General features: G+C 37.9%; 36 protein-coding genes, 1 tRNA gene and 2 pseudogenes. 32 read left to right on the forward strand and 7 right to left on the reverse strand.

The features are described 5' to 3' along the window. Positions 1-49: 49 nt before the first annotated feature. Positions 50-1417: a PTS transporter subunit IIC gene (locus HF964_RS01375; protein ID WP_168721254.1), complete on the reverse strand. Its 1368-nt coding sequence runs from the start codon at positions 1415-1417 to the stop codon at positions 50-52. Positions 1418-1668: 251 nt separating this feature from the next. On the opposite strand from HF964_RS01375, the gene HF964_RS01380 reads away from it, so the two are divergent. After that, positions 1669-1815, forward strand: coding sequence for a hypothetical protein (locus HF964_RS01380; RefSeq protein WP_168721255.1), 147 nt, complete (start codon positions 1669-1671; stop codon positions 1813-1815). A 75-nt stretch (positions 1816-1890) separates the two neighbouring features. Here HF964_RS01380 and HF964_RS01385 read toward each other — a convergent pair whose 3' ends face one another. The 4 genes from HF964_RS01385 to HF964_RS01400 form a co-directional block, all read right to left on the reverse strand. Further along, complete coding sequence (locus tag HF964_RS01385) at positions 1891-2934, reverse strand: tyrosine-type recombinase/integrase (protein WP_168721256.1); 1044 nt, start codon at positions 2932-2934, stop codon at positions 1891-1893. A 187-nt stretch (positions 2935-3121) separates the two neighbouring features. Further along, on the reverse strand, positions 3122-4075 hold the full coding sequence (locus HF964_RS01390; protein WP_168721257.1) for an SHOCT domain-containing protein: 954 nt from the start codon (positions 4073-4075) through the stop codon (positions 3122-3124). A gap of 289 nt (positions 4076-4364) precedes the next feature. Then, positions 4365-4766 carry an ImmA/IrrE family metallo-endopeptidase gene (locus HF964_RS01395; RefSeq protein ID WP_168721258.1) on the reverse strand — a complete coding sequence of 134 codons (402 nt, stop codon included), beginning with the start codon at positions 4764-4766 and terminating at the stop codon, positions 4365-4367. 1 nt (position 4767) lies between these two features. Then, positions 4768-5097: a helix-turn-helix domain-containing protein gene (locus HF964_RS01400; protein ID WP_168721259.1), complete on the reverse strand. Its 330-nt coding sequence runs from the start codon at positions 5095-5097 to the stop codon at positions 4768-4770. Positions 5098-5355: 258 nt separating this feature from the next. On the opposite strand from HF964_RS01400, the gene HF964_RS01405 reads away from it, so the two are divergent. From HF964_RS01405 to HF964_RS01420, 4 genes are read left to right on the forward strand one after another with little or no spacing between them, the layout of a single operon-like run. Further along, positions 5356-5559, forward strand: a complete 204-nt coding sequence (locus tag HF964_RS01405) for a helix-turn-helix domain-containing protein (protein ID WP_168721260.1) — start codon at positions 5356-5358, stop codon at positions 5557-5559. An 11-nt stretch (positions 5560-5570) separates the two neighbouring features. Next, entirely contained in the window at positions 5571-6299 is a 729-nt protein-coding gene (locus HF964_RS01410; protein WP_168721261.1) for a phage antirepressor KilAC domain-containing protein, read from the forward strand. A gap of 20 nt (positions 6300-6319) precedes the next feature. Next, positions 6320-6733, forward strand: coding sequence for a hypothetical protein (locus HF964_RS01415; RefSeq protein ID WP_168721003.1), 414 nt, complete (start codon positions 6320-6322; stop codon positions 6731-6733). Between the two features lie 31 nt (positions 6734-6764). Then, positions 6765-6941, forward strand: coding sequence for a hypothetical protein (locus HF964_RS01420; protein WP_168721262.1), 177 nt, complete (start codon positions 6765-6767; stop codon positions 6939-6941). On the opposite strand, the gene HF964_RS01425 is transcribed toward HF964_RS01420, so the two are convergent. After that, positions 6942-7145: a hypothetical protein gene (locus tag HF964_RS01425; RefSeq protein ID WP_168721263.1), complete on the reverse strand. Its 204-nt coding sequence runs from the start codon at positions 7143-7145 to the stop codon at positions 6942-6944. A gap of 125 nt (positions 7146-7270) precedes the next feature. Beyond that, positions 7271-7768 (reverse strand): hypothetical protein, encoded by a 498-nt coding sequence (locus HF964_RS01430; RefSeq protein ID WP_168721264.1) that lies wholly within the window; start codon positions 7766-7768, stop codon positions 7271-7273. Positions 7769-7867: 99 nt separating this feature from the next. On the opposite strand from HF964_RS01430, the gene HF964_RS01435 reads away from it, so the two are divergent. From HF964_RS01435 to HF964_RS01560, 27 genes and pseudogenes are all read left to right on the forward strand, one after another. Then, the gene (locus HF964_RS01435; RefSeq protein WP_168721265.1) at positions 7868-8086 is read left to right on the forward strand and encodes a hypothetical protein; all 219 of its coding nucleotides are present in this window, start codon (positions 7868-7870) and stop codon (positions 8084-8086) included. Next, positions 8086-8247, forward strand: coding sequence for a hypothetical protein (locus HF964_RS01440; protein ID WP_168721266.1), 162 nt, complete (start codon positions 8086-8088; stop codon positions 8245-8247). Before HF964_RS01435 ends, HF964_RS01440 begins: the two co-directional genes overlap by 1 nt. Continuing rightward, positions 8232-8369 carry a hypothetical protein gene (locus HF964_RS01445; RefSeq protein ID WP_168721267.1) on the forward strand — a complete coding sequence of 46 codons (138 nt, stop codon included), beginning with the start codon at positions 8232-8234 and terminating at the stop codon, positions 8367-8369. The genes HF964_RS01440 and HF964_RS01445 overlap by 16 nt, the downstream gene beginning before the upstream one ends. Before the next feature lie 39 nt (positions 8370-8408). Beyond that, positions 8409-8624 (forward strand): hypothetical protein, encoded by a 216-nt coding sequence (locus HF964_RS01450; protein ID WP_168721268.1) that lies wholly within the window; start codon positions 8409-8411, stop codon positions 8622-8624. Beyond that, on the forward strand, positions 8617-9516 hold the full coding sequence (locus HF964_RS01455; RefSeq protein WP_168721269.1) for a DUF1351 domain-containing protein: 900 nt from the start codon (positions 8617-8619) through the stop codon (positions 9514-9516). The genes HF964_RS01450 and HF964_RS01455 overlap by 8 nt, the downstream gene beginning before the upstream one ends. 2 nt (positions 9517-9518) lie before the next feature. Next, entirely contained in the window at positions 9519-10367 is an 849-nt protein-coding gene (locus HF964_RS01460; RefSeq protein ID WP_168721270.1) for an ERF family protein, read from the forward strand. 2 nt (positions 10368-10369) lie between these two features. After that, positions 10370-11113, forward strand: a pseudogene (locus HF964_RS09955) (phage replisome organizer N-terminal domain-containing protein); the annotation flags it as partial. Between the two features lie 66 nt (positions 11114-11179). Next, positions 11180-11662: pseudogene (locus tag HF964_RS09960) on the forward strand (ATP-binding protein); the annotation flags it as partial. A gap of 1 nt (position 11663) precedes the next feature. Continuing rightward, positions 11664-11999 (forward strand): helix-turn-helix domain-containing protein, encoded by a 336-nt coding sequence (locus HF964_RS01470; RefSeq protein ID WP_168721272.1) that lies wholly within the window; start codon positions 11664-11666, stop codon positions 11997-11999. A 10-nt stretch (positions 12000-12009) separates the two neighbouring features. Beyond that, a complete protein-coding gene (locus HF964_RS01475) occupies positions 12010-12408 on the forward strand; it encodes a helix-turn-helix domain-containing protein (RefSeq protein ID WP_168721273.1) in 399 nt (132 codons plus the stop codon). Further along, positions 12405-12614 (forward strand): hypothetical protein, encoded by a 210-nt coding sequence (locus HF964_RS01480; RefSeq protein WP_168721274.1) that lies wholly within the window; start codon positions 12405-12407, stop codon positions 12612-12614. Before HF964_RS01475 ends, HF964_RS01480 begins: the two co-directional genes overlap by 4 nt. 12 nt (positions 12615-12626) lie before the next feature. Continuing rightward, positions 12627-12785, forward strand: a complete 159-nt coding sequence (locus HF964_RS01485) for a hypothetical protein (protein WP_168721275.1) — start codon at positions 12627-12629, stop codon at positions 12783-12785. Positions 12786-12912: 127 nt separating this feature from the next. Further along, complete coding sequence (locus tag HF964_RS01490) at positions 12913-13062, forward strand: hypothetical protein (protein ID WP_168721276.1); 150 nt, start codon at positions 12913-12915, stop codon at positions 13060-13062. An 8-nt stretch (positions 13063-13070) separates the two neighbouring features. Then, complete coding sequence (locus HF964_RS01495) at positions 13071-13748, forward strand: putative HNHc nuclease (RefSeq protein WP_168721277.1); 678 nt, start codon at positions 13071-13073, stop codon at positions 13746-13748. After that, positions 13738-13935, forward strand: a complete 198-nt coding sequence (locus tag HF964_RS01500; protein WP_168721278.1) for a hypothetical protein — start codon at positions 13738-13740, stop codon at positions 13933-13935. The genes HF964_RS01495 and HF964_RS01500 overlap by 11 nt, the downstream gene beginning before the upstream one ends. Next, on the forward strand, positions 13928-14386 hold the full coding sequence (ssb, locus tag HF964_RS01505; RefSeq protein WP_168721279.1) for a single-stranded DNA-binding protein: 459 nt from the start codon (positions 13928-13930) through the stop codon (positions 14384-14386). The genes HF964_RS01500 and ssb overlap by 8 nt, the downstream gene beginning before the upstream one ends. A gap of 3 nt (positions 14387-14389) precedes the next feature. Continuing rightward, positions 14390-14557, forward strand: coding sequence for a hypothetical protein (locus HF964_RS01510; protein WP_168721280.1), 168 nt, complete (start codon positions 14390-14392; stop codon positions 14555-14557). 181 nt (positions 14558-14738) lie between these two features. Then, positions 14739-15017 carry a hypothetical protein gene (locus HF964_RS01515; protein ID WP_168721281.1) on the forward strand — a complete coding sequence of 93 codons (279 nt, stop codon included), beginning with the start codon at positions 14739-14741 and terminating at the stop codon, positions 15015-15017. Between the two features lie 17 nt (positions 15018-15034). Continuing rightward, positions 15035-15391 (forward strand): hypothetical protein, encoded by a 357-nt coding sequence (locus HF964_RS01520; RefSeq protein WP_168721282.1) that lies wholly within the window; start codon positions 15035-15037, stop codon positions 15389-15391. Beyond that, positions 15391-15732 (forward strand): hypothetical protein, encoded by a 342-nt coding sequence (locus HF964_RS01525; protein WP_168721283.1) that lies wholly within the window; start codon positions 15391-15393, stop codon positions 15730-15732. Before HF964_RS01520 ends, HF964_RS01525 begins: the two co-directional genes overlap by 1 nt. Then, the gene (locus HF964_RS01530) at positions 15725-15898 is read left to right on the forward strand and encodes a hypothetical protein (RefSeq protein WP_168721284.1); all 174 of its coding nucleotides are present in this window, start codon (positions 15725-15727) and stop codon (positions 15896-15898) included. The genes HF964_RS01525 and HF964_RS01530 overlap by 8 nt, the downstream gene beginning before the upstream one ends. Beyond that, positions 15898-16161, forward strand: a complete 264-nt coding sequence (locus HF964_RS01535) for a hypothetical protein (protein ID WP_168721285.1) — start codon at positions 15898-15900, stop codon at positions 16159-16161. The genes HF964_RS01530 and HF964_RS01535 overlap by 1 nt, the downstream gene beginning before the upstream one ends. Before the next feature lie 75 nt (positions 16162-16236). After that, on the forward strand, positions 16237-16659 hold the full coding sequence (locus HF964_RS01540; RefSeq protein WP_168721286.1) for an ArpU family phage packaging/lysis transcriptional regulator: 423 nt from the start codon (positions 16237-16239) through the stop codon (positions 16657-16659). A 167-nt stretch (positions 16660-16826) separates the two neighbouring features. After that, positions 16827-16900: transfer RNA gene (locus tag HF964_RS01545), tRNA-Pro, on the forward strand. Between the two features lie 91 nt (positions 16901-16991). Beyond that, positions 16992-17246 carry a hypothetical protein gene (locus HF964_RS01550; RefSeq protein WP_168721287.1) on the forward strand — a complete coding sequence of 85 codons (255 nt, stop codon included), beginning with the start codon at positions 16992-16994 and terminating at the stop codon, positions 17244-17246. A 32-nt stretch (positions 17247-17278) separates the two neighbouring features. After that, positions 17279-17857: a terminase small subunit gene (locus tag HF964_RS01555; protein ID WP_168721288.1), complete on the forward strand. Its 579-nt coding sequence runs from the start codon at positions 17279-17281 to the stop codon at positions 17855-17857. Continuing rightward, positions 17857-19140, forward strand: a complete 1284-nt coding sequence (locus HF964_RS01560) for a PBSX family phage terminase large subunit (RefSeq protein WP_168721289.1) — start codon at positions 17857-17859, stop codon at positions 19138-19140. The genes HF964_RS01555 and HF964_RS01560 overlap by 1 nt, the downstream gene beginning before the upstream one ends. Positions 19141-19281 lie beyond the last annotated feature (141 nt).

Consider the following 19281-nt stretch of genomic DNA (forward strand, 5'->3'; position numbering starts at 1 on the left):
CATTATACTATACAGATTTTAATTTACGGCGAAAGTTAAGCTAACTTAATTAGCGTTGTCGCATCGTCCGTAAATACCAGCCAAACAATAGCCCATAGGCAACTAATGCTCCCACGACAAGCAAGCCTTGGACAATCGTTGGAGTAGCCACAGTTTTACCAATCAAAATAGCAAGTAACTTTTCCAGTGGATCGGAATCAATCGAGCTAAAGAGTTGGTTGGCTCGTAAACCTTTGGGAAAGGTGCCCATAGCTTTGGATGTCTGACTAATGAAGGGGGCAATCGCGGTGGCCGCCCACAAGAATAATGGAATTAAAATAATCCCATTTAAGGTCATCCGAATAACTTTTCCCTTAGCAACCAACAGTAACGCCGGGGCCAAGACGGTCAACAAAATCCCTCCAAGCGGTAAGACTTTATTACCGGGTAACACTAAGGCAATCACCAACAAAATCGGTGCTAAGATGTTAGCAACGGCCCAGAGTTCAGCACGGGCACCTAAAATTGGCCAGTCAATGGCGACAAATAATTTGTGTTGATGCAGCCGTTTGGTCATGATGCGTTTAATCCCTTCCGACAGTGGTTCAATAGCGGGGCCAAACCAGCCACCGATATACGCAAATAACTCTAGTGCTACGGCCGCGGTAAAAGCAAGCGCCAGAATTTTACTAACATCTTGGCGCCCTAAGATACCGACAAACAACCCTAAATAAGCGCCAATTGCAAACTTACTGCCCCAAAAGCCAATCCGATCGTTTAAAGTTTGCGCATCAAAATCATATTTATCAATCGCCGGGAAAAGCTTGCCAATGATCGTATCAATCAAAAGGGCTAACGGCATAATTAGCAGCGATGGGTGGGCCGTGGTCGTAATGTTATCGGCATCGTAGCCGAGGAGTTGGTTAACGGTTGGCTTAATCACGTCGGCATTTAACAACATCAACATCACAATCCCAACGACAAACAATGATGTGATAAAAATATTATGGGCATAGTAATTAACTAACAAGCCTAAAATTGAAATATTCCAAACATTAAACATATCGACATTCAAAGTATTGGTGAGCTTTAAACCAAGCATTACCAAGTTGGTTAAAATTTCTAGCACCGCAAAATACAGTGTGTAAATTGAACCCCAGGTGATAACGGCTAACGGGGCCCATCCCAGATCGGTAATGGTTAATCCTACCCCGGTTGCTTTGACAAAGGCATCCAAGGCCGGACCAAAAGTACTTGTTAACAAGGAGATAATCGCTGACATCCCGGTCAACGCAATCGCCATGCGTAGACCACCTTCAAGGGATTTGGAAATGGAAACCTTAAAACACAGTGAGAGGAGCGTGATGATAATAAACATCATCGCGGCACCCCCGAGACCAATAAAGAAATTAAAGCCAAATTGTATATTTTCAAGCATGAAAAAGATACTCCTTTAGTTTTGATTGTTTAGGGTGGCGGGTTTTCGACTGCTAATGACGCCCCAAGTATACCTAAATAAAAACGCCTTAGCAAGTATATATTAAGCGCTTACATTATTGATTGACTTTATCGATATTAGCTCTATAATATGAGGTGTTTAGAGTGATGGTAGATAATTAAATTTATTCAATTGTAATGATAATTGTAAAGAATTAAGTGTATAACATGTAATCAATAGGGGGGATGATTATGAGTGAACTATCAGCATCATTAATGTGTGGTAACTTAGCTAATTTGGCACGCGACATTACTGAATTGGAACGTGCGGGTATTGATGGCTATCATATCGATATTATGGACGGCAAGTTTGTACCCAATTTATTTCTATTAATATAAGTGACTTTGAACGTTGGTATAAAAGGATTTATAAGCAACGTGTATATGTGTTTGGGGACATTTGGGGGCATGAAATTATTTGCTTAATAATTCAATAGTCTTTTCACTTTCGTTGAGTTCTCGTTCCTTTAGTAAATGGGCATAAATTTCTAATGTTATTTTTGGGTTTTTATGTCCAATACGTTTTGATACATACTCGAGAGCAACGTCGTTATATAGTAAAAATGAAACGTGAGAGTGTCTTAATGCATGAAAAGAAACGTTGGGTATTTCTAGTTCTTTCAGTACTTTTCTAAGTTGAAAACTGATATAACTGTTTCTGCAATATCTAAATATTTGCTGATCGCTATATGAATGATCAAGTAACACGTTTTGTAATCTATGAGAGATTGTTATAGTTCTAACCGATTCAGGTGTTTTGGGTAAAGTTACTTCCATATTATACGGTGAAAATGATTTAGTGATAGACAGAGTATCATCTTTAATATCAGTTGGTGAGAGTGCAATAACCTCTCCTTGACGTGCACCAGTTTCTAGCGCAGTAAGGATCATTAAGTTTCGTTCATCATCATCAAGATGCTCATAGAGATATTTTTGCAATCGTTTAAAGTCAGTTGCAGACATGAACTTTAATTTCTTATCTGAAACTTTAGCACGATTTTTCAAGCGGCTCCATACATTGTTACGAATATATCCGTCTAAAATAGCATCGTTTAGAGCAGATTTCAAACGTGTAAGGAGAGTTGAAACTCCTGAATAAGACACATCTTTAGCGAATTCATCGAGTCGCTCCTGAAGTAGGGTAGAACTCATATTATTTAAACGCACATCACCAAAGTACTTTTTCAAACGATATACCTGTGTGTGATAAGTATTGGCGGTAGAATTTCGGATGTCTGGTTTGCGGTACTGCTCATACCATTTTTGGAAGTAATCCGCCAATAGCATATCTGATTCGACAAGGACAACACCATTATTGCGATCAGACTCCATTTCAGTGGCCCATGCCTCAGCTTCACGTTTTAAGTTAAAGGTCTTACTTACTTTTTTACGTGCACCAGCTTCCATCACTGAAACGACTGCACGCCATTTTTTGCCACGTTTTTCAAAACTTGCCATAATAAAAAGCCTCCTAATATAGTAGTGATACTTAAATAAGGGGCTTACATATGCTATAATTTTAAACATAAGGCCCTCTAGTATGGGTGTTATTGTCATTAGCTACTGCTGTCCGACCAAAGATGAGCAGTGGCTTTTTTTGATTTCAGGACATTTTGGTCAATATATACTCCCTATAGGGGATGTATTAAATACCTAGAATTTGCTTTTTCTTAGCATCAAAGTCTTCTTGTGTGATTATACCCTTATCTAACAATTCTTTTAATTTACTTAACTCATCATAACTAGCTCTTTCTGATTGAACACTAGTATTTGATGATTTTTCTGTATTTTTAAAATTAATAGACTGAATAAAATTTACGATTTTTTCAAGATTAGAGTTAGCTGTACTTGCCACTAATCCATTAGCTTTTGTCTTACTGTTGATAAGGACGATATCGTGAATGCTTTGTGTTCCAGTAGTGTTGATGCGGACTCTTAAATCTGAAACCACATTCTTTTTCTTTTTTAACAAGAAACCACCAATTAAACCTACTGGACCAAATAAAATTGCTCCTGCAGTAGCACCACCAAGTCCGAACTTTTCTGATTTCTCGCCATCTTTAATAACCTCAAAACTACGTATAGTATCTGCCTTGATTATTTCCGTTTTACCAGCAGTTAATATACTCTTGTTGATAAGTATTTCATCAGTCGTTTGATTAAACATTAAGTAATTATCAATTTTTACAGTAGCCGTTTTATGAAAATTGTTTATATAACCTTTAGGGTCTGCATCTAGTGATGAAGCTCTTAGTTCTTGAGTTGTCATATTGTTTTTTTGTAACTTATCAGACTTGCTTAATTCAGTATATAAATCGAGTATCTCGTTACTATTACTAGAAAAATGAAAGACATAAGGGTTTTCATTTGTTAATTTGGTATGAGAGTTTGCCATAGTGAACTTAATGTAGCCATTTTTTAAACTAGCTTTGTTGTATGACACGTTAACTACATCGGAAATAGAAAAGGTTAAATCAAGATTTTCTTTTCCAAATAACATTTTTGTCCTTAAACCTGGTTTTTTGTGTAGTTTAATAATGTCTCCGTTAAATGAAATTGAATTTTCCCAAGGCATTTTCACGCTAATATTATAGTTCATTTCGCTCTCCTAATCCTGTTATTGCAGATATTTAGTACATAGTATTATTCTACTATCAATTCATTGTATGTACTGATAACATGGTTCTCCAACCAAGACGGGACATTATAGCAGTCCATAAAGGATAAGGGGATAGTCGGCATCTTGATTGACATAAGTATAAGTAGGTGTTCTCATTCTCATCAATAATCTTCTTTGACATTATAATTTCTCCGCAGCTTTTAGCGTGGTTCAGTTTTTGCACGTTAATTTAATTCGTAGAATACGCATATTACGTTTTTAATATGGATTACTTAACGTAGTAGTTTTCAATTTCTTCGCATACAATTGGATCAAGCCAAGTAGGAGCATTAAAAACCTCTATAAAGTCGGTGCTTCGTGCCATATATGCTTCTCGATAATCACAGTAAAAAGGTATTAAGATTTGTATCGCCATACGATTAGCAGCAACCTCTAACTTTGAGCGATTATTAGCAGAAAAGCATAAAGGAGCTAGGGCTATATCATCATTTAGAATGTGGCCCATTTCGTGTGCAAATTGAAAAATGTAATCATGGTTGTTAGCATTGACCATGATTTTTTTTATTTGCGGTAATGCTATGGAAGGGATATTAGGAGCCAAGTCTCTACGGAGTTCAACAGCTATCCCATGCTCCATAGCAAAGTTTATTAAATCACTGGCTATATCCATATTAATCCTTCTTCCAGCTATCAATGATAGATTTTAAGATTTCCATTTGTTCATCGGATATTTCTTGACCCTGGTACAAAAAGACGCCTTCTTTAGCTAGATCAGCAGTATTAGATGTTGGTTTTGCTGAATGCATCTCATCAGTATTGCCTAAAAGATAGTCAGTATCTACATTAAGTACAGCAGAAACGGCCTTCAATGAAACTTCGCTAGGTTCTTTAGTTTTCCAATTGTAGATAGCATTTTTACTTAGTCCTGCTTTTTCGGCTACAGTTTGTAAGCTATAACCACGTAATTTTGAAATTTCTTTAGTGCGTTCAAATAGCGTCATATCAACTTTCCTTTGATAATCGACGAAAATTTTTTACAACCATTGTAAAAAAGTTGATTAATTTAACAATGGTTGTTAATATTAGTTCATCAAGTAATACAGCAAAAAAGAAAAACTAAATTTCAGATATACTAATTGTTTTGGCGAACACGTATATATCTATAATAGATTTCTTTTGCTTATTTGGTATGCATTCATTTTACAACAGTTGTAAAAACATTGCAATAACTTGATGAATAAATTACAAGGAGGGTAAAAATGACTGAATTAGAACAAGCTGCAAAGAATGTTCAAAATACATTCAAAATTGCATTAATTAGCCGAGGTTTGAAGCAGGTTGAAGTTGCTGAAATGTTAAACACGACGCCAGCACAAGTGTCACGAGCTATTGCAGGTAATACAACACCTAAAGATATTGAGATACAAAAGAAGTTAGCAAAACTACTAGATGTACAAATTTAAGGGGAAAAGAAATGAACGAAATTATCAAGATTAACCAAAATGAACAAGGTGATGTTCAAGTTAGCGCACGTCAATTATATAAAGCTCTTGAGATTAAAAAGAGTTACCGATTTAGTGAATGGTTTAAAACAAACGCTAAGCAATTAATTGAAAATGAGGATTTTACAGGCGTGGATACAACCACACCCGTTATGGGTGGCAACGGGAACGTTCAATACCTTCAAGATTATGCATTAACACTCGATGCAGCAAAACAAATTGCCATGATGTCTGGTACTGAAAAAGGAAAAGAAGTACGGATGTATTTCATTCAAGTTGAGAAGGCTTGGAATAGTCCTGATCAAATTATGGCTCGGGCATTGCAAATTAGTAAATTGAAGTTAGAGAACAAAGACAAGTTAATTGCTGAGTTGAAACCTAAGGCAGTATTTGCTGATGCGGTTGCAGCATCACACACCTCTATCTTAGTTGGTGAGTTAGCCAAGCTGCTTAAACAGAATGGTATTCAAATGGGCCAAAACAAATTATTTGGTTGGCTTCGAGATAATGGTTACTTGATTAAGCGAAAAGGCACTGACTACAACATGCCAACGCAGCGTGCGATGGAGCAACAGTTGTTTGAGATTAAAGAAACGTCTATTGCACATTCAGATGGACACACTTCAATCAACAAGACACCAAAGGTTACAGGTAAAGGCCAACAGTACTTTATTAATAAGTTCTTAGAGGTTGTAATTTAAAAGGAGTAGGGGCAATCAGTATGCAAGAAAAAACGGTTATCTACTTTTATAAGAATTTAGTAGGTCAAAATAAGTATTTAGCAACAGCGACTGCAACCAATGCTCAAGGAACAGACGCATTGTTAAGTTCAATTGAAGAACACTTGTACAAAAAAATCCCTAAATTAAATTTAGGGAAATACGTATTGATTGATGGTGTTGTATTCAAATTAAGCAGTTTGTGTGGGAATGAAATAACAGAGGACAACCTAAAAAACTCGCAAAAAAAAATGTCACTAAAACCGAGTCAAAAAGTCTTGGTAACAAATGATGGAGTTTATATAGACGGACAGAAATTAGACTTTGTAACTGATGTTAAGCCTGAACACCTAAGAGAAAATATCGTAAAGGTCAATATAGAGTTTTTAGCAGCTTCGTACGAAGAACGCAGCTAAACAAGCAATTAACGATAAAAGGAGAAAAGAAATGTGGGATTTAGATTTTGAAGGTTTGGTAGCTGAAATAAACGATTTAACAAGTGAAGAATTAGCCTTAGCCAAAGAAATATCTAAAGTGCTAGATAAGAATGAGCTAAGTGCATACGAAAAAAATAAAGCACTTTGCGTTGCAGACAAAGTGCTTTATCACAAAGCTTTGGGGTAATCAAAGTCCCATTTGCTTTAACAATTCTAGCTGATCTTTAGTTGAAATAGTTTTGTGATTTTTCTTATTGAAATCATTTGCTTTATTCATTGCATCAACATAAATATCAAGTAACTTCGAAACATCTCGTTCATCAGAATTCGCAACAACTGAAGAAGCAAATTCTGAAGGCTTAACAAAAGGATTTTTGTTATTTGTCATCATAGTAACCTCCTCTATTTATCAGCACGTCACTGCTGATAAATAGAGGATATCACAAAACAATAAATTAAATATTAATTAACTATAAAAGGAGAAATGAAATGTTGAGATATATTTTGATTGCAGTATTAGTTTTGAACATTATTCATATCATTCAAATTGAGATGATTAACCGGAAATAGCTTAGTTTTTTTGAAACCTTTAATACGATGGTCGGCGGTTAACTCTATAGTATCCGGATCGTGTTTCAGGTACACACTAATCTGAAAGCTAGAGCCAGGTAATAGAATAGTTGGTTTCTTAAAATAAATGCATTCATCAAGAATACTACTTGAATTGATTTGATGAAATATTGCTGATTGATACACATCGGTCTGTCTATCAATATTCAAAGGCTTTAATTCTTTGCCTTTTAAATACATTTTTAGATCAGTAACCTTTAAAACTCTTGTTGATGTGTTGATAACAGAGTATCCAAAAAGGATTTCACCGTTTGATAATTCAGACTCAAACGAGGAAACCTCAAGTGAGTATCTATCTAACCAGTTCGTTCTAAATATCGAGTATATAGAAGCTGCTAGAGCAATGAGAGCAATGAGTGTATCTAATGTGAATTGTATTTTCATAAATGCCACCTATCCTAAGATTATTTTATATGAAGTATACCAAAATATAACTTTTTAAATCTAATAAAAATATAAATTAAATAAAAAGGAGTGCTAATTATGACTGAACAACGATTAGCTGATAACCAATTTCCACGTTTAATGAATAAGCGTGTCTTGTGTGACTATCTCGGCGTTAGTGCGCCAATTGTTGACAACTTGATTAAGTTTGACGGATTAAACGCAGCAGCATTCACACCATCACGAAATGGCGGAAAAACGAACACGTTATTTATTAAAGAAAGGGTTCTCGAATGGGAATTAAAGGTGGGGTTGTAATGGGATTTATCGAACAAGTATTTGATGAAGTTGCCGAAAAGGTATTCGACGATGTGACAGGCCGAGAATTAGAAACGGCAATTGTAGTGTTTGCGGCATTCATGGCAAGTATTCAGATTATTGCTGCTTTATGCGGGGTGAACTTATGGTCGGCATTATAGTGTTCTTAGTCATTGTAGCTATGTCAATGACGGCAATGAATGTACATGACTGGTACACACGTAAAGAGATTGAAAAGTATTGGCGTGAGTATGATTTGCGCAACGAAAAAAACCACTACTGATAATCAGCAGTGGAATCACTTAAACAAGGAGATTTTAACATGGAAACAGTAATCATGGCAAACATTGATGAAGATGGTACCCGAGTAGCTCAAATGCAAGGCTCAATGGTTGAACTAGCGTCGCTGATCAATGCAGTAATTAACGGTATTGCAGATACCGAATTCGACTTTGAACTCATTTTAGGAATGGTTAAGGCTGAAGGATTCGATTCAGAGGTTATTACAAAAGAAAAAGAGGTAGTTGAGCATGACTAATGAAGTTATGAACATTGCTGATGTTCAAGTGAAATTCGTTGAATCTGAAATTACTATTGAAAACAAAGTACAACTTGACTCGATGGTTAACACTGTTGTTGCTAAATACAAGGACTTGATTGTTACGGAAGCTACCTTAGCTGATGACAAGCGTTTGAAAGCGGATATTAACCGTTTGAAAAATGCTATGGAAGCCGCCCGCAAACGGATTAAAAAGGCATATAACGAACCTTTAAAGGTTTTCGAAGCGCAGATAAAAGAATACACAACTGTAATTGATGGTGTCGTTAAGAACATCGATGATGGAGTTAAATACTTCGAAGAATTGCAACACCAAGAGCGGCTGGAGAATGTTAAAACATTAATCGCTGAAATGGCCCCAAACTATGGCGTTGCGATTGAAGAAGTGGAAATCCAAGACGGTTGGCTAATCAAGACTATCAGTAACAAAAAACTGGTTGCAGGTATTGCTGGAACGATGAATGACATCAATGCTCAAAAGAAAGCGTTAGCTGACAAAATTGAGACGATAACTAAATATTGTGCAAAATGTGACATTGATCCAGAGCCATTTATTGGGACCGCAGCACGATTTGAAATCATGGACATCATGCAACAAATTGATAATGCGGTAGCAGCAAAGCAAGCTAAGATTGAACGTGAAAAAGCTAAAGCAGAAGCAACGCTTGTTGCAAAAAAAGCAACGTTGCAACACGTTGGCGAAAAGTTGGTGGACGCTGAAACGGGAACACTCAATCATATCGAACAGCAAATCACGTTCACTGTTCAGGGGACACCTGAGCAAATTAATGGGCTTGCCTGGTACCTAACTAAAAACCAATTAAAAACATTGAGTGCATCTGACCGCACTGAAATCATCGTGGAGGATTAGATATGGTTGTAAAAAAAGAAGTCGCTAAAGAAGCGAGTAAAGAAGTAATTGATGCTGAAGTAGTCGAAGCTAAACTTCCGGAATATCAGACGTTATTTGAAGCATTAAGCGCCGTTCAAGCAAACATTGAACAACCTAAGAAAACAGGTCACAACCCACACTTGGATAATTATTATGTAACTTTGGACGGAATTGTTAAGGCAATTGCTGAATCAATGCGTAAGACAGGGGCCAAGATTTGGTGGATGCAAGAACCAACGGAAGATAACGTGATGTACACCCACATTTATGGATATGGGGACCACATTGCAATTCGAGGGTCTAAGTTACAAATTGGTGGTAATAAAGCGGTCAACAATGCCCAAGCATTAGGATCAGCATTAACATACGCTCGTCGTTATAGCATTTCGATGGCATTTGGAATTGTTAGTGATGAAGACGATGACGGAAACGGTGCAGGTCACAAAAAAGATGATGGCCAATTTAATCATGGCAATTACAACCAACGCAATAATAACAATTATGGCAAGAAACAATATGAACAGCAGCAACAAAACCAACACAAGACACCGCAAGAACGTGGTGTTCAGCAACAGCCAAATAATACATTTGTACATGACATAAACAAGGCACAGCAACAAGCAATGCAGCCTAAACGTGATCCACGAGGGGATGAATATCGTAAGCTGCGTCAAGAATTGGCTGACAAGTATGGTATCTCAATAAAAGAAGTTGATGACGCAATTAAGCAAGAAGCAAACAAGTTGTCAGAGTATGGTACAGACCAAATTGCAGCATACATTAATACAGCTAAATCAATGCTTAACAATCAAACGATAGTTGAGGGTTAGGTATGTCTGATAACAAAAAATACTATTACCTAAAGCTCAAGGATAACTTCTTTGATTCTGATGAAATGGTTATCTTGGAGTCGATGCAAGATGGATACAAGTATTCAAATATCTTGTTAAAGCTTTACTTACGAAGTTTGAAAAATGAAGGTAAGTTGATGTTTAACAGTCGCATACCTTTTAATTCTCAGATGTTATCAACTATTACTAGACATTCAGTGGGCGATGTTGAAAAAGCAATTGGTATATTCAAACAACTTGGATTAATTGAAGTGTTGGACAACGGCGCAATCTACATGCTGGACATTCAAAGCTTCGTTGGTCAATCAAGTACAGAAGCAGACAGGATAAGAAACTATCGCAATAAGATTGCTAATGACAAAAAGCCACAAATAAGTGCTAATAAGGATGGTGTACAAATGTACGACAAAAGTACACCAGAGTTAGAGATAGAGTTAGAGAAAGATATATTGTCGGGCAAGCCCAACAATTCATCGGCCAAGGCCGACAATGTCCCATACGCTGATGTGATTGATTATCTGAACCAAAAGACCGCAAAGAAGTTTAAAGCATCATCACAAGCAACTAAGAGATTAATCAAAGCCAGATTTAACGAAGGATACAACTTAGCCGACTTCAAGACTGTAATTGATAACAAATGTGTTGGTTGGTTGAATGATGCCAACATGAATCAGTATTTACAACCAGCAACTTTATTCGGTACTAAGTTTGATAGTTATTTGAATGACACACCAAAGACTAATCGAGCGTATAGATTAGCCAAGAAAATGACTATTGAACCAACTAATGTGTTCCTTATAGGTGGTAAAGGTAGTGGCAAGACATCAATTGCTTTGGCCATGTTAGCCATGCTGCGGGAAACAAAGTCAGTGATGTTTGTTAACACGGCAGAATTACTACGATTAATCACTGGACGATACGATTATCCAGATTTTAAGAAACGGCTAATCGACATTGAACGGGCCATGAATGAGGTGGATGTGTTGGTGTTAGATGACTTTGGCACTGAAGGTGGCATTAGAAGCGATTTAAGCAATCCTAAGGACGCTTTTAAGCAAGTGCATAAAGATATGCAAGAAATGCTGTATCGGGTGTTAAACGCACGATTTGATATGAACAAGAACAAGGTAGCTCGTTCGACGATTGTTACAACGAACAATTTGCAAGAACAGCTAGAGATGATGTATGACACGAAGATTATTAGCCGTTTGATTCCAAAGAACAAAGAGCAGCGTTTGGCGTTTAATGGAATGCAGGATGTAAGAGGTATATAGGATGAATAGATTAAAGGAATTGAGACGTGAAAGAGGTCTTACTTTAAAAAAATTAAGCGAGCAGATTGGTATTCCTGTTCCAACATTAAGCAACTATGAAAATAGTAATAGGGAGACAAAGGCGGATACTTGGCTTCGATTTGCAGAATTCTTTGAAGTAGATGTTCCTTATTTGCAGGGATTGCCTTTGACTCGTTGGCTATATTGTCCTCATTGCGGAAAACGGCAACATTTTGAGAATGATTTGGAAAACTTACAGGGCATTGTTAGATGTGAAAACTGTAAAGAGTCATTTAGGTATTCGATCAGTTTCATGTACGAGTCAGAAAAAATGTAGAGGGTTAGTTATGTTTAGGATACAACAATGCAGGCAAGATATGGGGATGTCACAACAGGAATTAGCAGACTTGTTAGGAGTTACAAGGCAATCAATTTCTTTGTACGAAAAAGAGGAACGTGAACCTAAACTCGAAGTTTGGATAAAACTTGCTAAATATTTAAATGTCGATGTGGCGTATTTACAAGGCGTATCAGATGTCAAAAAATCACCAACCTTAGATGAATTAGAGATGTTGCAGGGCGAGAGAGATTTGTATTGTCCATACTGTGGAACTGAGCAAATGAATCCTTGGGAACTTCCGACTGATGAAGGCGAAACTGAATGTGATTATTGCGGTCGGGAATTCCATTATGAATGCGAAGTTGAAGTAGTTTACTCATCAATGAAATTGGAGGAAGTGTTATGAAGGAATATTGGGCAGTAATCGAAACGAAAGGCGCTCAAGAAATTCTATGCGGTGCGTACGAATCTGATGAGGATGCGTTGGTTCGCCGGAATGATGTTATGCGTTCGTTTGGATATAACAACGTGAGTATTCGATTGGTTTCGGAAGATGAAGTATCAAGCTTTGAAAATGTGGAAGCTCGATTTTTGAAGCCACAGTTAATTTAGAGAGGAACTGCTATGTTTCAGCTAGGCCGAACAAAAGACGATGAAGTCAAGTGGGATGCGGATTTAGTATTTGACGATTTCGCTGCAGCAAGTATTGCGGTTAGAAATTTATTCCAGATTAGTGGAAATATTTACGTGATCAAGCAAGTAGGAGGATTTGGGAATGTATGAAGAAATTGAGAAGAAACAGGTAGAGGTTCAATGCCCTATCTGCGGGGATGTTTATCGTCGAAGTGTAAAGGTGTACCAAAAAACGGTAACGTGTCACACTTGCAAAACTAATTTGTGGATTAACAAGGTGCATGATTCAAGTGAATTGCTAATTAATCTAAAACCAGTTTTATCAGTTGCCCGGCAAATAGCTGGTGGTAAACGAGAATTCGAAGAGATGTTTCAACTTAGTAAACCGTATGTAAGTGAAGCTAGAAAGTACGGGTTTATCCGGTAGGTGACTGAATGATTAATTCATTTGGTGCCATCGAAGAAATCAGCGGGCAAACAATCAAGGTACGGATTAATGATGAAGTTGATTTGAGTAAGCTGCGCAAATTTGCAAATGGTAAGCAGCCAGTTGTACGAGTTGAGTTAGACGATGGCCGTGGTGCCAGCATGGAGCAGATTAAGAAGACTCATGCACTAGCTAATGAATTTGGTGAATACACTGGTTACTTTAAAGATGCGATAGAAGTGATGAAGTGTCTATATGCAGTTGAGACGGGAGAGAGTCCAGAATTTAGCTTTGAGACCGTCTCAATGAGCGCAGGAGCTCGTTTCATAGACTGGCAGATTAATTACATGCTAGATAACGAAATCCCGTTTAAGACGAAGATATGGGACGAAATCAAAGGTGATTACCGGTGGCAGAAGATGGCGCTGAAGAAACGGTTATGTGTTATCTGCGGAGCCGAACATGCAGACGTGGCCCACTTTGTTGCATTGGGTTCAGGAATGAACCGGGTCAAGGTTGATCCAAGTAAATACATGTACATGAGTCTATGTCGAAAGCACCACGGAGAGCAGCACAACATAGGTATCGTGACGTTTTGCCAAAAGTACATCATCAAGCCAATTAAGTTGGAACCTGATGAAATTAAAGAATTTAGAATTCAAGGGAGGGTAAGTAATGAATCTTAAACGACTACTAGCTTTGAGCTATGCAGCATTCAAAGCAGAAATTAGCGAGTTTGACTATCACAAATTAGTACGATTTAACGGAGAGGTGTTATTCAACATCTCGGTGGGTATCATCCCCGCAGAAGACTATACGAAGGATAAGCACGATTTGGTGTTTGATTTGATGGAGGCGAAAATTAATGATTAATCGAGTAGTTTTAGTTGGACGTTTGACAAAGGAAGTCGAACTCCGATACACACAAAGCGGTAAAGCGGCAGGTAGCTTTACGATTGCAGTCAATCGCCAATTCACTAATCAGCAAGGCGAACGTGAAGCTGACTTTATCAATGCAGTTATCTGGGGTAAGTTAGCCGAGAATTTAGCGAACTTTAGTCATAAGGGTTCACTGGTTGGAGTCGAAGGACGGGTACAAACTCGTAATTACGAGAATCAACAAGGGAAGCGAGTGTACGTGACTGAGGTAGTGGTCGATAACTTTAGTTTACTTGAACCAAAGAGTGCAAATGATGGGCGTCAAAGCCAGCCGGCTAATTATGGTGGCCAGAATAATTTTAATTCAGCGAATAATCGGCAGATGAATGATCCATTTGCTGGTGGCAGAGACATTGACATCACGGACGAACAATTGCCGTTCTAAGCGATGAAAGAATACGCATTGTACAAAGGCGAAGAACTAATTTGTATGGGTACGGCTGAACATATCGCAGAAGTTACGGGTGTTAAAGTTAGCAGCATTGAATGGATGCGGACCCCGACTTACAAGAAGCGTGCAGGCGACAATGCAAAAGTGTTAGTTGAACTTAATTAAACCGAAAGGCGGATGGGTGGAAGGCCCATTAGGAGGAACGATTATGGATGAACAAACCAATTTGGTATTAGGTTTATCAAGCAGGATGTCAGAAAAATTAGCAAGTTACGAAAATCGAGAAGGATTAGTGACTTTTTAAGATACTTTACAAGGTTTAAAAAAGTTATCAAAAGATGGCCAAGTGAGCTTTGAAGAAGTGACCAATGCTTTAGCGCAGCTACAAAATGAGTACGCGCCTATTCTTGAAGTTAGCGAAGAGCAAATAGAAGAGATTGATAATTTCATGTTGCCTTGGCGAGATCGAAAATCTGGATATTTAGACATTAATTATAAATTAGGAGTGCAGAGTTGGGTAATTCTCCAAGCACAATGGCATCCTGAAACAGTTCGTATCGTTGAAAAAAGCGAACAGGAGTTGCAAAAATTCTACTACGGTAAGAGACGCGAAAAAATTTTGTAGGATTGGAGGAGAAAGCGATGAATAAAAGTCAACTCATATTAGCGTATATCGAAACTGAATTACCAAACATTCATGAAAAATCGCTTGAAGCAATCAAGTATCAATTGCCACTAGTGATTGATTACAACAAAAAACTCGAAGGGAAACAGTTACGTAATTCAAACCGTAAGTTTAAGAACTTGTTAAGTATGTATGTGAAGCAAATCGTGGGCGGCTACGAACGAGCGACAATTCGTCATGGCAAGTATGAGTTAATCAATGAATTCCCCAAAATGTTAGGTCGGTTGTTGAAGTACCAGCAAGCGCCATACGAAATTAATTTGGGTAAGACGAAATTGAGCTATGTCGAACGAGTTTTAACGGAGGAAATGTAATGATTACTGCCAAAGAGGCTTTAAAGAAAACAAGCAAAAAAAGAATGCTACTTGTTAAAGAGACCGCTCAAGAAATTTTTGATCAGATTGAAGAACAAGTAAATGCAGAAGATGGCTTACAAACTAACTGTTTTATTTATAAAGTTGACGAAAAAGACTTTGAGTATCCACTGTTTTTGGAAACATTTGAATATATTAAAGATGAATTAACGAGAAACGGATTTAAAGTTTGGACTGAAAATACGATAGATAAGTCGATATTTGGGTCAAACTTTTCAACCAATGTTACTAGGTTATTTGTTGATTGGAGTGGGGAAGTGAAAGGTGATTGTGATGAATGATGATTTAAAGAGTATGTTGACTTTATTAGTCCAAGAAATGAAAGAAGCTATTGCAACGGGGGATGATTTATTGATCCAACATCGAATTGAATATTTGGAATTGTTCGTTAGTTCTATTCCTGATAAAGCAATGTTGTTAACAGAATTAGGGGAGGTAGTACGATAATGGCGAGAGATGAATACACGTTTGAGCAATTGGCAGCTCGTGAAATTAAAGGACCTGGCATTACCTTGGCATCCCCATGTAATGCGGAGTTACTGAAAGATTTGCAAGCTCATTGGAAGAGCAAACCAGCTGAAAAGCGTGAAAGTAAGCCTTCAACAATTCAAGATTCTAAGTCTGTTGTTACCGTGAACAGATATGGGGTTCGGAAACGTTATCCGAATGCATCGGCAGTTGCTATGGTCTTATGGATATCCTGGAGCTGATGTCATCCAGAAGCTGATTAACAAAGGTGAAGAACTACGTGGTGGATTAAAGGTACGGTATGCGGAGGATGGTGAATGGAACTAAAAAAAATCAACGAACGGGCAACAGAAGAACGAGTAAGACGTTTTTTCAAGAATGATTTTAAACGTTGGATGTTGCTTAGTGGTACCAGCTTGGCAGACCTGCAATCACCTTCAATCAATGACATGCCATCATCACCCAGTTATGGCAATTCAAACGAAGACAAGATAACTATCAACATAGATGCTAAAGTTGTGGTGGCTGAAGTAGTGAGGGTAGTTAATTCACTTGAAACTAGGCAACGCAAAACAATCACTTTACATCACTTGCAAGGTCGAGACTTAACTGAAGTGAGCGAAGCTATCCAACGCACCAATCGGCAATGCCACCGCATATTGAATAAGGCATATCTGGCGTTTGCTTATGGTTACCAAATAGAGTCGCTGCTAGTGTATAGTGACGTTGCCGCCGTCTAAAATGTCAGAAAAGTGTCAGATAAATGTCATACTTTAGATGATATAATATAAGATGAACATAACCTTAATTGGAAAGTTCCTCCGAATTAGTTTAAGAACATTATTAGGCATCCAGTGATGGGTGTCTTTTTTGTTGTATTGAAAGAATAAGCTGAGGCGGATGTTACCAGGATATAGCTCAATTTGGTAGAGTGCTTTGTTTGGAACGAAGAAGTTGTAGGTTCAAGTCCTGCTATCCTGATTGCCTTGATGGCATAACATAAAACAATGCTAACTGGTCATCCCCCTGATCAGTTAGTGTACATATAACAGATTGGAGGTGGTGTGATGACATGACTCGTGAAGAGATTAAAGAGTTATCAGAGTTTGATTTCATTAAGGGGATGAGCATAGAGGACATTGCCTCTAAGTATGGGTTAACAAAAACAACTGTTAGTTCATGGCGAACTCGTGGTAAATGGGTAGATAAACGTGATAAATCTCAAAGTCTTGACGAGACAACACGAGACAACGAGACAACACGACAAGACATTGAAACAAGACACCGCCAAAAGAAGACAAACCACCAGATGACAATAACGGATTAACCGCTAAGCAACAGGCTTTTGCAAGGGAATACATGAAGTCTTACAATGCAACTCAAGCATACATGAATGCGTATGATGTGACGTATGATTCAGCTAGAGTATTAGGGTCAAAAATGTTAACAAATATTAACATTCGAGCAGAAATTGAACGGCTCAAAAAAGAGAAAACTCGCAAGCTTGATTTGTCGTATGAATCCTTGCTACTTGACCTGGCTCGTGAAGCTAATGCGGATATTGGTGAGTACGTAAACTTTGCTAGCCACGATGAAACGGTGGTTGATGGTAAGGGTAAGCCGGTACTTGATGTAAATGGTGCTGAAATTATAGCGCATAAGTCTCAAGTGTGGCTCAAGGATAAAGCTGATGTCGATACGTCACTGATCAAGAAAGTGTCAGTTGGTAAAGATGGAGTACAACTTGAACTTCATGACCGCAGTAAAGCCCGAGATGAGTTGCTGAAACGCTTGGCCCCTGATGAGAAATTGAAGGCTTTGCAGATTGAGAGAGCAAAGACAGAGCTTGAATTGGCCAAGAAGAAACTTGAACTGTTGAATGGTGGCACTGAAGATAACGTTACGATTAACATCCAACCGTTTGGGGGTGATGAGTAATGCCAACAATTAATTGGAATTTACCCGAGATGGTCAGCAAAGCCTACGCTCCGTTGTTTACTAGTGATAAGCGTTATATCGTTTACAAGGGAAGTCGTGGGAGTGGTAAGAGTGAAGCAGCTGCACGTAAAGCTATCTTGGACATAGTTACTAAGCCGTATGTTAATTGGCTAATACTTAGACGGTATGCAAATACCAACCGACAATCTACATTTACACTATTACAAAAGGTCGCTACTCAATTAGGAGTTAGTGGCCTTTTTCAATTCAACAGTTCATTACCTGAGATTACTTATAAGCCGACTGGACAAAAGATATTGTTCCGTGGGGCAGATAAGCCGTTATCTATCACATCTATATCAGTTGAAACAGGTAACTTATGCAGGCTTTGGGTCGAAGAATCCTATCAATTGGAATCAGAAGAAGCATTTGATGTTGTCGATGAGTCTATGCGTGGGGTTATTGATGATCCTAATGGATTTTATCAAACGATATTAACGTTCAACCCATGGAATGAACGGCATTGGCTTAAGCGCAGATTCTTTGATGAAGACACACGAGAGCCTAACTCATTGGCATTTACTACGACATATAGAGATAATCCATTTCTGGATGATGCGTATGTTAGTCGTTTGTTAGAGATGAAGATACGTAATCCAAGGCGTGCTCGGGTTGCTGTTGATGGTGAATGGGGAGTTGCTGAAGGGTTAGTATTTGAGAACTTTGTTGTTGAACAGTTTGATTTAGCTAAGGTGCTTAAAGGCTCAATGATAGTACATGGTTTGGACTTTGGTTTCACGCATGACCCAACAGCGTTTGTTGAAGCTGCTGTGAACACTAAGACACGAGACATATATATCTTTAATGAACTGTATCAAACGGGGATGGTAACGCCACATATTCAAAAGTGGTTGGTATCTAACGGGTATCAAAACACTGAGATATATGCTGATGCTGCTGAACCACGATTAATAGCAGAGCTTAAAGCTAATGGTATTAGACGGATTAGAAAGTCTCGTAAGGTTAAAGGAAGCATCATGTATGGGATTGAATACATTCAAGGGTTCAAGGTTCACATCTTACCTAAATGCAACCATGCGATAGATGAATTTAATTCCTATGCTTTCAGCCAAGATAAGAATGGAGATTGGCTAAATAAACCAATTGATAAAGATAACCACTTAATTGATGCGTTGCGGTATGCTATTGAACCACTTATCATGCCGCAAATTAACACTGCTGACCGTATGCAAGCATTCAAAGATTTAGGATTAGGACGGTAATATGAATTTTTTAAATAAAACAAGGTTCAGTCCAAACGCTAATGCAGTCTTTCAGATGGCAGCAAAGGACTTTGAATCGTATGAAGATTTATCAGTACAAAGCTTCATAGACAAGTTAGTCAATTATATTTCAGTATTTCA

Origin of the sequence: Periweissella fabalis (assembly GCF_012396505.1) — a bacterium.
Classification (GTDB): Bacteria; Bacillota; Bacilli; order Lactobacillales; family Lactobacillaceae; genus Periweissella; species Periweissella fabalis.

Excerpts from the sequence above, each read along its gene's own strand:
- HF964_RS01455 (WP_168721269.1), top strand. The coding sequence starts at position 8,617 with ATGACTAATGAAGTTATGAACATTGCTGATGTTCAAGTGAAATTCGTT.
- HF964_RS01425 (WP_168721263.1), bottom strand. The coding sequence starts at position 7,145 with ATGATGACAAATAACAAAAATCCTTTTGTTAAGCCTTCAGAATTTGCT.
- HF964_RS01380 (WP_168721255.1), top strand. The coding sequence starts at position 1,669 with ATGAGTGAACTATCAGCATCATTAATGTGTGGTAACTTAGCTAATTTG.
- HF964_RS01400 (WP_168721259.1), bottom strand. The coding sequence starts at position 5,097 with ATGACGCTATTTGAACGCACTAAAGAAATTTCAAAATTACGTGGTTAT.
- HF964_RS01460 (WP_168721270.1), top strand. The coding sequence starts at position 9,519 with ATGGTTGTAAAAAAAGAAGTCGCTAAAGAAGCGAGTAAAGAAGTAATT.
- HF964_RS01445 (WP_168721267.1), top strand. The coding sequence starts at position 8,232 with ATGGTCGGCATTATAGTGTTCTTAGTCATTGTAGCTATGTCAATGACG.
- HF964_RS01475 (WP_168721273.1), top strand. The coding sequence starts at position 12,010 with ATGTTTAGGATACAACAATGCAGGCAAGATATGGGGATGTCACAACAG.
- HF964_RS01385 (WP_168721256.1), bottom strand. The coding sequence starts at position 2,934 with ATGGCAAGTTTTGAAAAACGTGGCAAAAAATGGCGTGCAGTCGTTTCA.
- HF964_RS01435 (WP_168721265.1), top strand. The coding sequence starts at position 7,868 with ATGACTGAACAACGATTAGCTGATAACCAATTTCCACGTTTAATGAAT.
- HF964_RS01530 (WP_168721284.1), top strand. The coding sequence starts at position 15,725 with ATGAATGATGATTTAAAGAGTATGTTGACTTTATTAGTCCAAGAAATG.
- HF964_RS01550 (WP_168721287.1), top strand. The coding sequence starts at position 16,992 with ATGACTCGTGAAGAGATTAAAGAGTTATCAGAGTTTGATTTCATTAAG.
- HF964_RS01395 (WP_168721258.1), bottom strand. The coding sequence starts at position 4,766 with ATGGATATAGCCAGTGATTTAATAAACTTTGCTATGGAGCATGGGATA.
- HF964_RS01540 (WP_168721286.1), top strand. The coding sequence starts at position 16,237 with ATGGAACTAAAAAAAATCAACGAACGGGCAACAGAAGAACGAGTAAGA.
- HF964_RS01485 (WP_168721275.1), top strand. The coding sequence starts at position 12,627 with ATGTTTCAGCTAGGCCGAACAAAAGACGATGAAGTCAAGTGGGATGCG.
- HF964_RS01415 (WP_168721003.1), top strand. The coding sequence starts at position 6,320 with ATGCAAGAAAAAACGGTTATCTACTTTTATAAGAATTTAGTAGGTCAA.
- HF964_RS01430 (WP_168721264.1), bottom strand. The coding sequence starts at position 7,768 with ATGAAAATACAATTCACATTAGATACACTCATTGCTCTCATTGCTCTA.
- HF964_RS01390 (WP_168721257.1), bottom strand. The coding sequence starts at position 4,075 with ATGAACTATAATATTAGCGTGAAAATGCCTTGGGAAAATTCAATTTCA.
- HF964_RS01375 (WP_168721254.1), bottom strand. The coding sequence starts at position 1,417 with ATGCTTGAAAATATACAATTTGGCTTTAATTTCTTTATTGGTCTCGGG.
- HF964_RS01510 (WP_168721280.1), top strand. The coding sequence starts at position 14,390 with ATGAAAGAATACGCATTGTACAAAGGCGAAGAACTAATTTGTATGGGT.
- HF964_RS01450 (WP_168721268.1), top strand. The coding sequence starts at position 8,409 with ATGGAAACAGTAATCATGGCAAACATTGATGAAGATGGTACCCGAGTA.
- ssb (WP_168721279.1), top strand. The coding sequence starts at position 13,928 with ATGATTAATCGAGTAGTTTTAGTTGGACGTTTGACAAAGGAAGTCGAA.
- HF964_RS01470 (WP_168721272.1), top strand. The coding sequence starts at position 11,664 with ATGAATAGATTAAAGGAATTGAGACGTGAAAGAGGTCTTACTTTAAAA.
- HF964_RS01480 (WP_168721274.1), top strand. The coding sequence starts at position 12,405 with ATGAAGGAATATTGGGCAGTAATCGAAACGAAAGGCGCTCAAGAAATT.
- HF964_RS01410 (WP_168721261.1), top strand. The coding sequence starts at position 5,571 with ATGAACGAAATTATCAAGATTAACCAAAATGAACAAGGTGATGTTCAA.
- HF964_RS01405 (WP_168721260.1), top strand. The coding sequence starts at position 5,356 with ATGACTGAATTAGAACAAGCTGCAAAGAATGTTCAAAATACATTCAAA.
- HF964_RS01555 (WP_168721288.1), top strand. The coding sequence starts at position 17,279 with ATGAAGTCTTACAATGCAACTCAAGCATACATGAATGCGTATGATGTG.
- HF964_RS01420 (WP_168721262.1), top strand. The coding sequence starts at position 6,765 with ATGTGGGATTTAGATTTTGAAGGTTTGGTAGCTGAAATAAACGATTTA.
- HF964_RS01440 (WP_168721266.1), top strand. The coding sequence starts at position 8,086 with ATGGGATTTATCGAACAAGTATTTGATGAAGTTGCCGAAAAGGTATTC.
- HF964_RS01520 (WP_168721282.1), top strand. The coding sequence starts at position 15,035 with ATGAATAAAAGTCAACTCATATTAGCGTATATCGAAACTGAATTACCA.
- HF964_RS01495 (WP_168721277.1), top strand. The coding sequence starts at position 13,071 with ATGATTAATTCATTTGGTGCCATCGAAGAAATCAGCGGGCAAACAATC.
- HF964_RS01500 (WP_168721278.1), top strand. The coding sequence starts at position 13,738 with ATGAATCTTAAACGACTACTAGCTTTGAGCTATGCAGCATTCAAAGCA.
- HF964_RS01535 (WP_168721285.1), top strand. The coding sequence starts at position 15,898 with ATGGCGAGAGATGAATACACGTTTGAGCAATTGGCAGCTCGTGAAATT.
- HF964_RS01560 (WP_168721289.1), top strand. The coding sequence starts at position 17,857 with ATGCCAACAATTAATTGGAATTTACCCGAGATGGTCAGCAAAGCCTAC.
- HF964_RS01525 (WP_168721283.1), top strand. The coding sequence starts at position 15,391 with ATGATTACTGCCAAAGAGGCTTTAAAGAAAACAAGCAAAAAAAGAATG.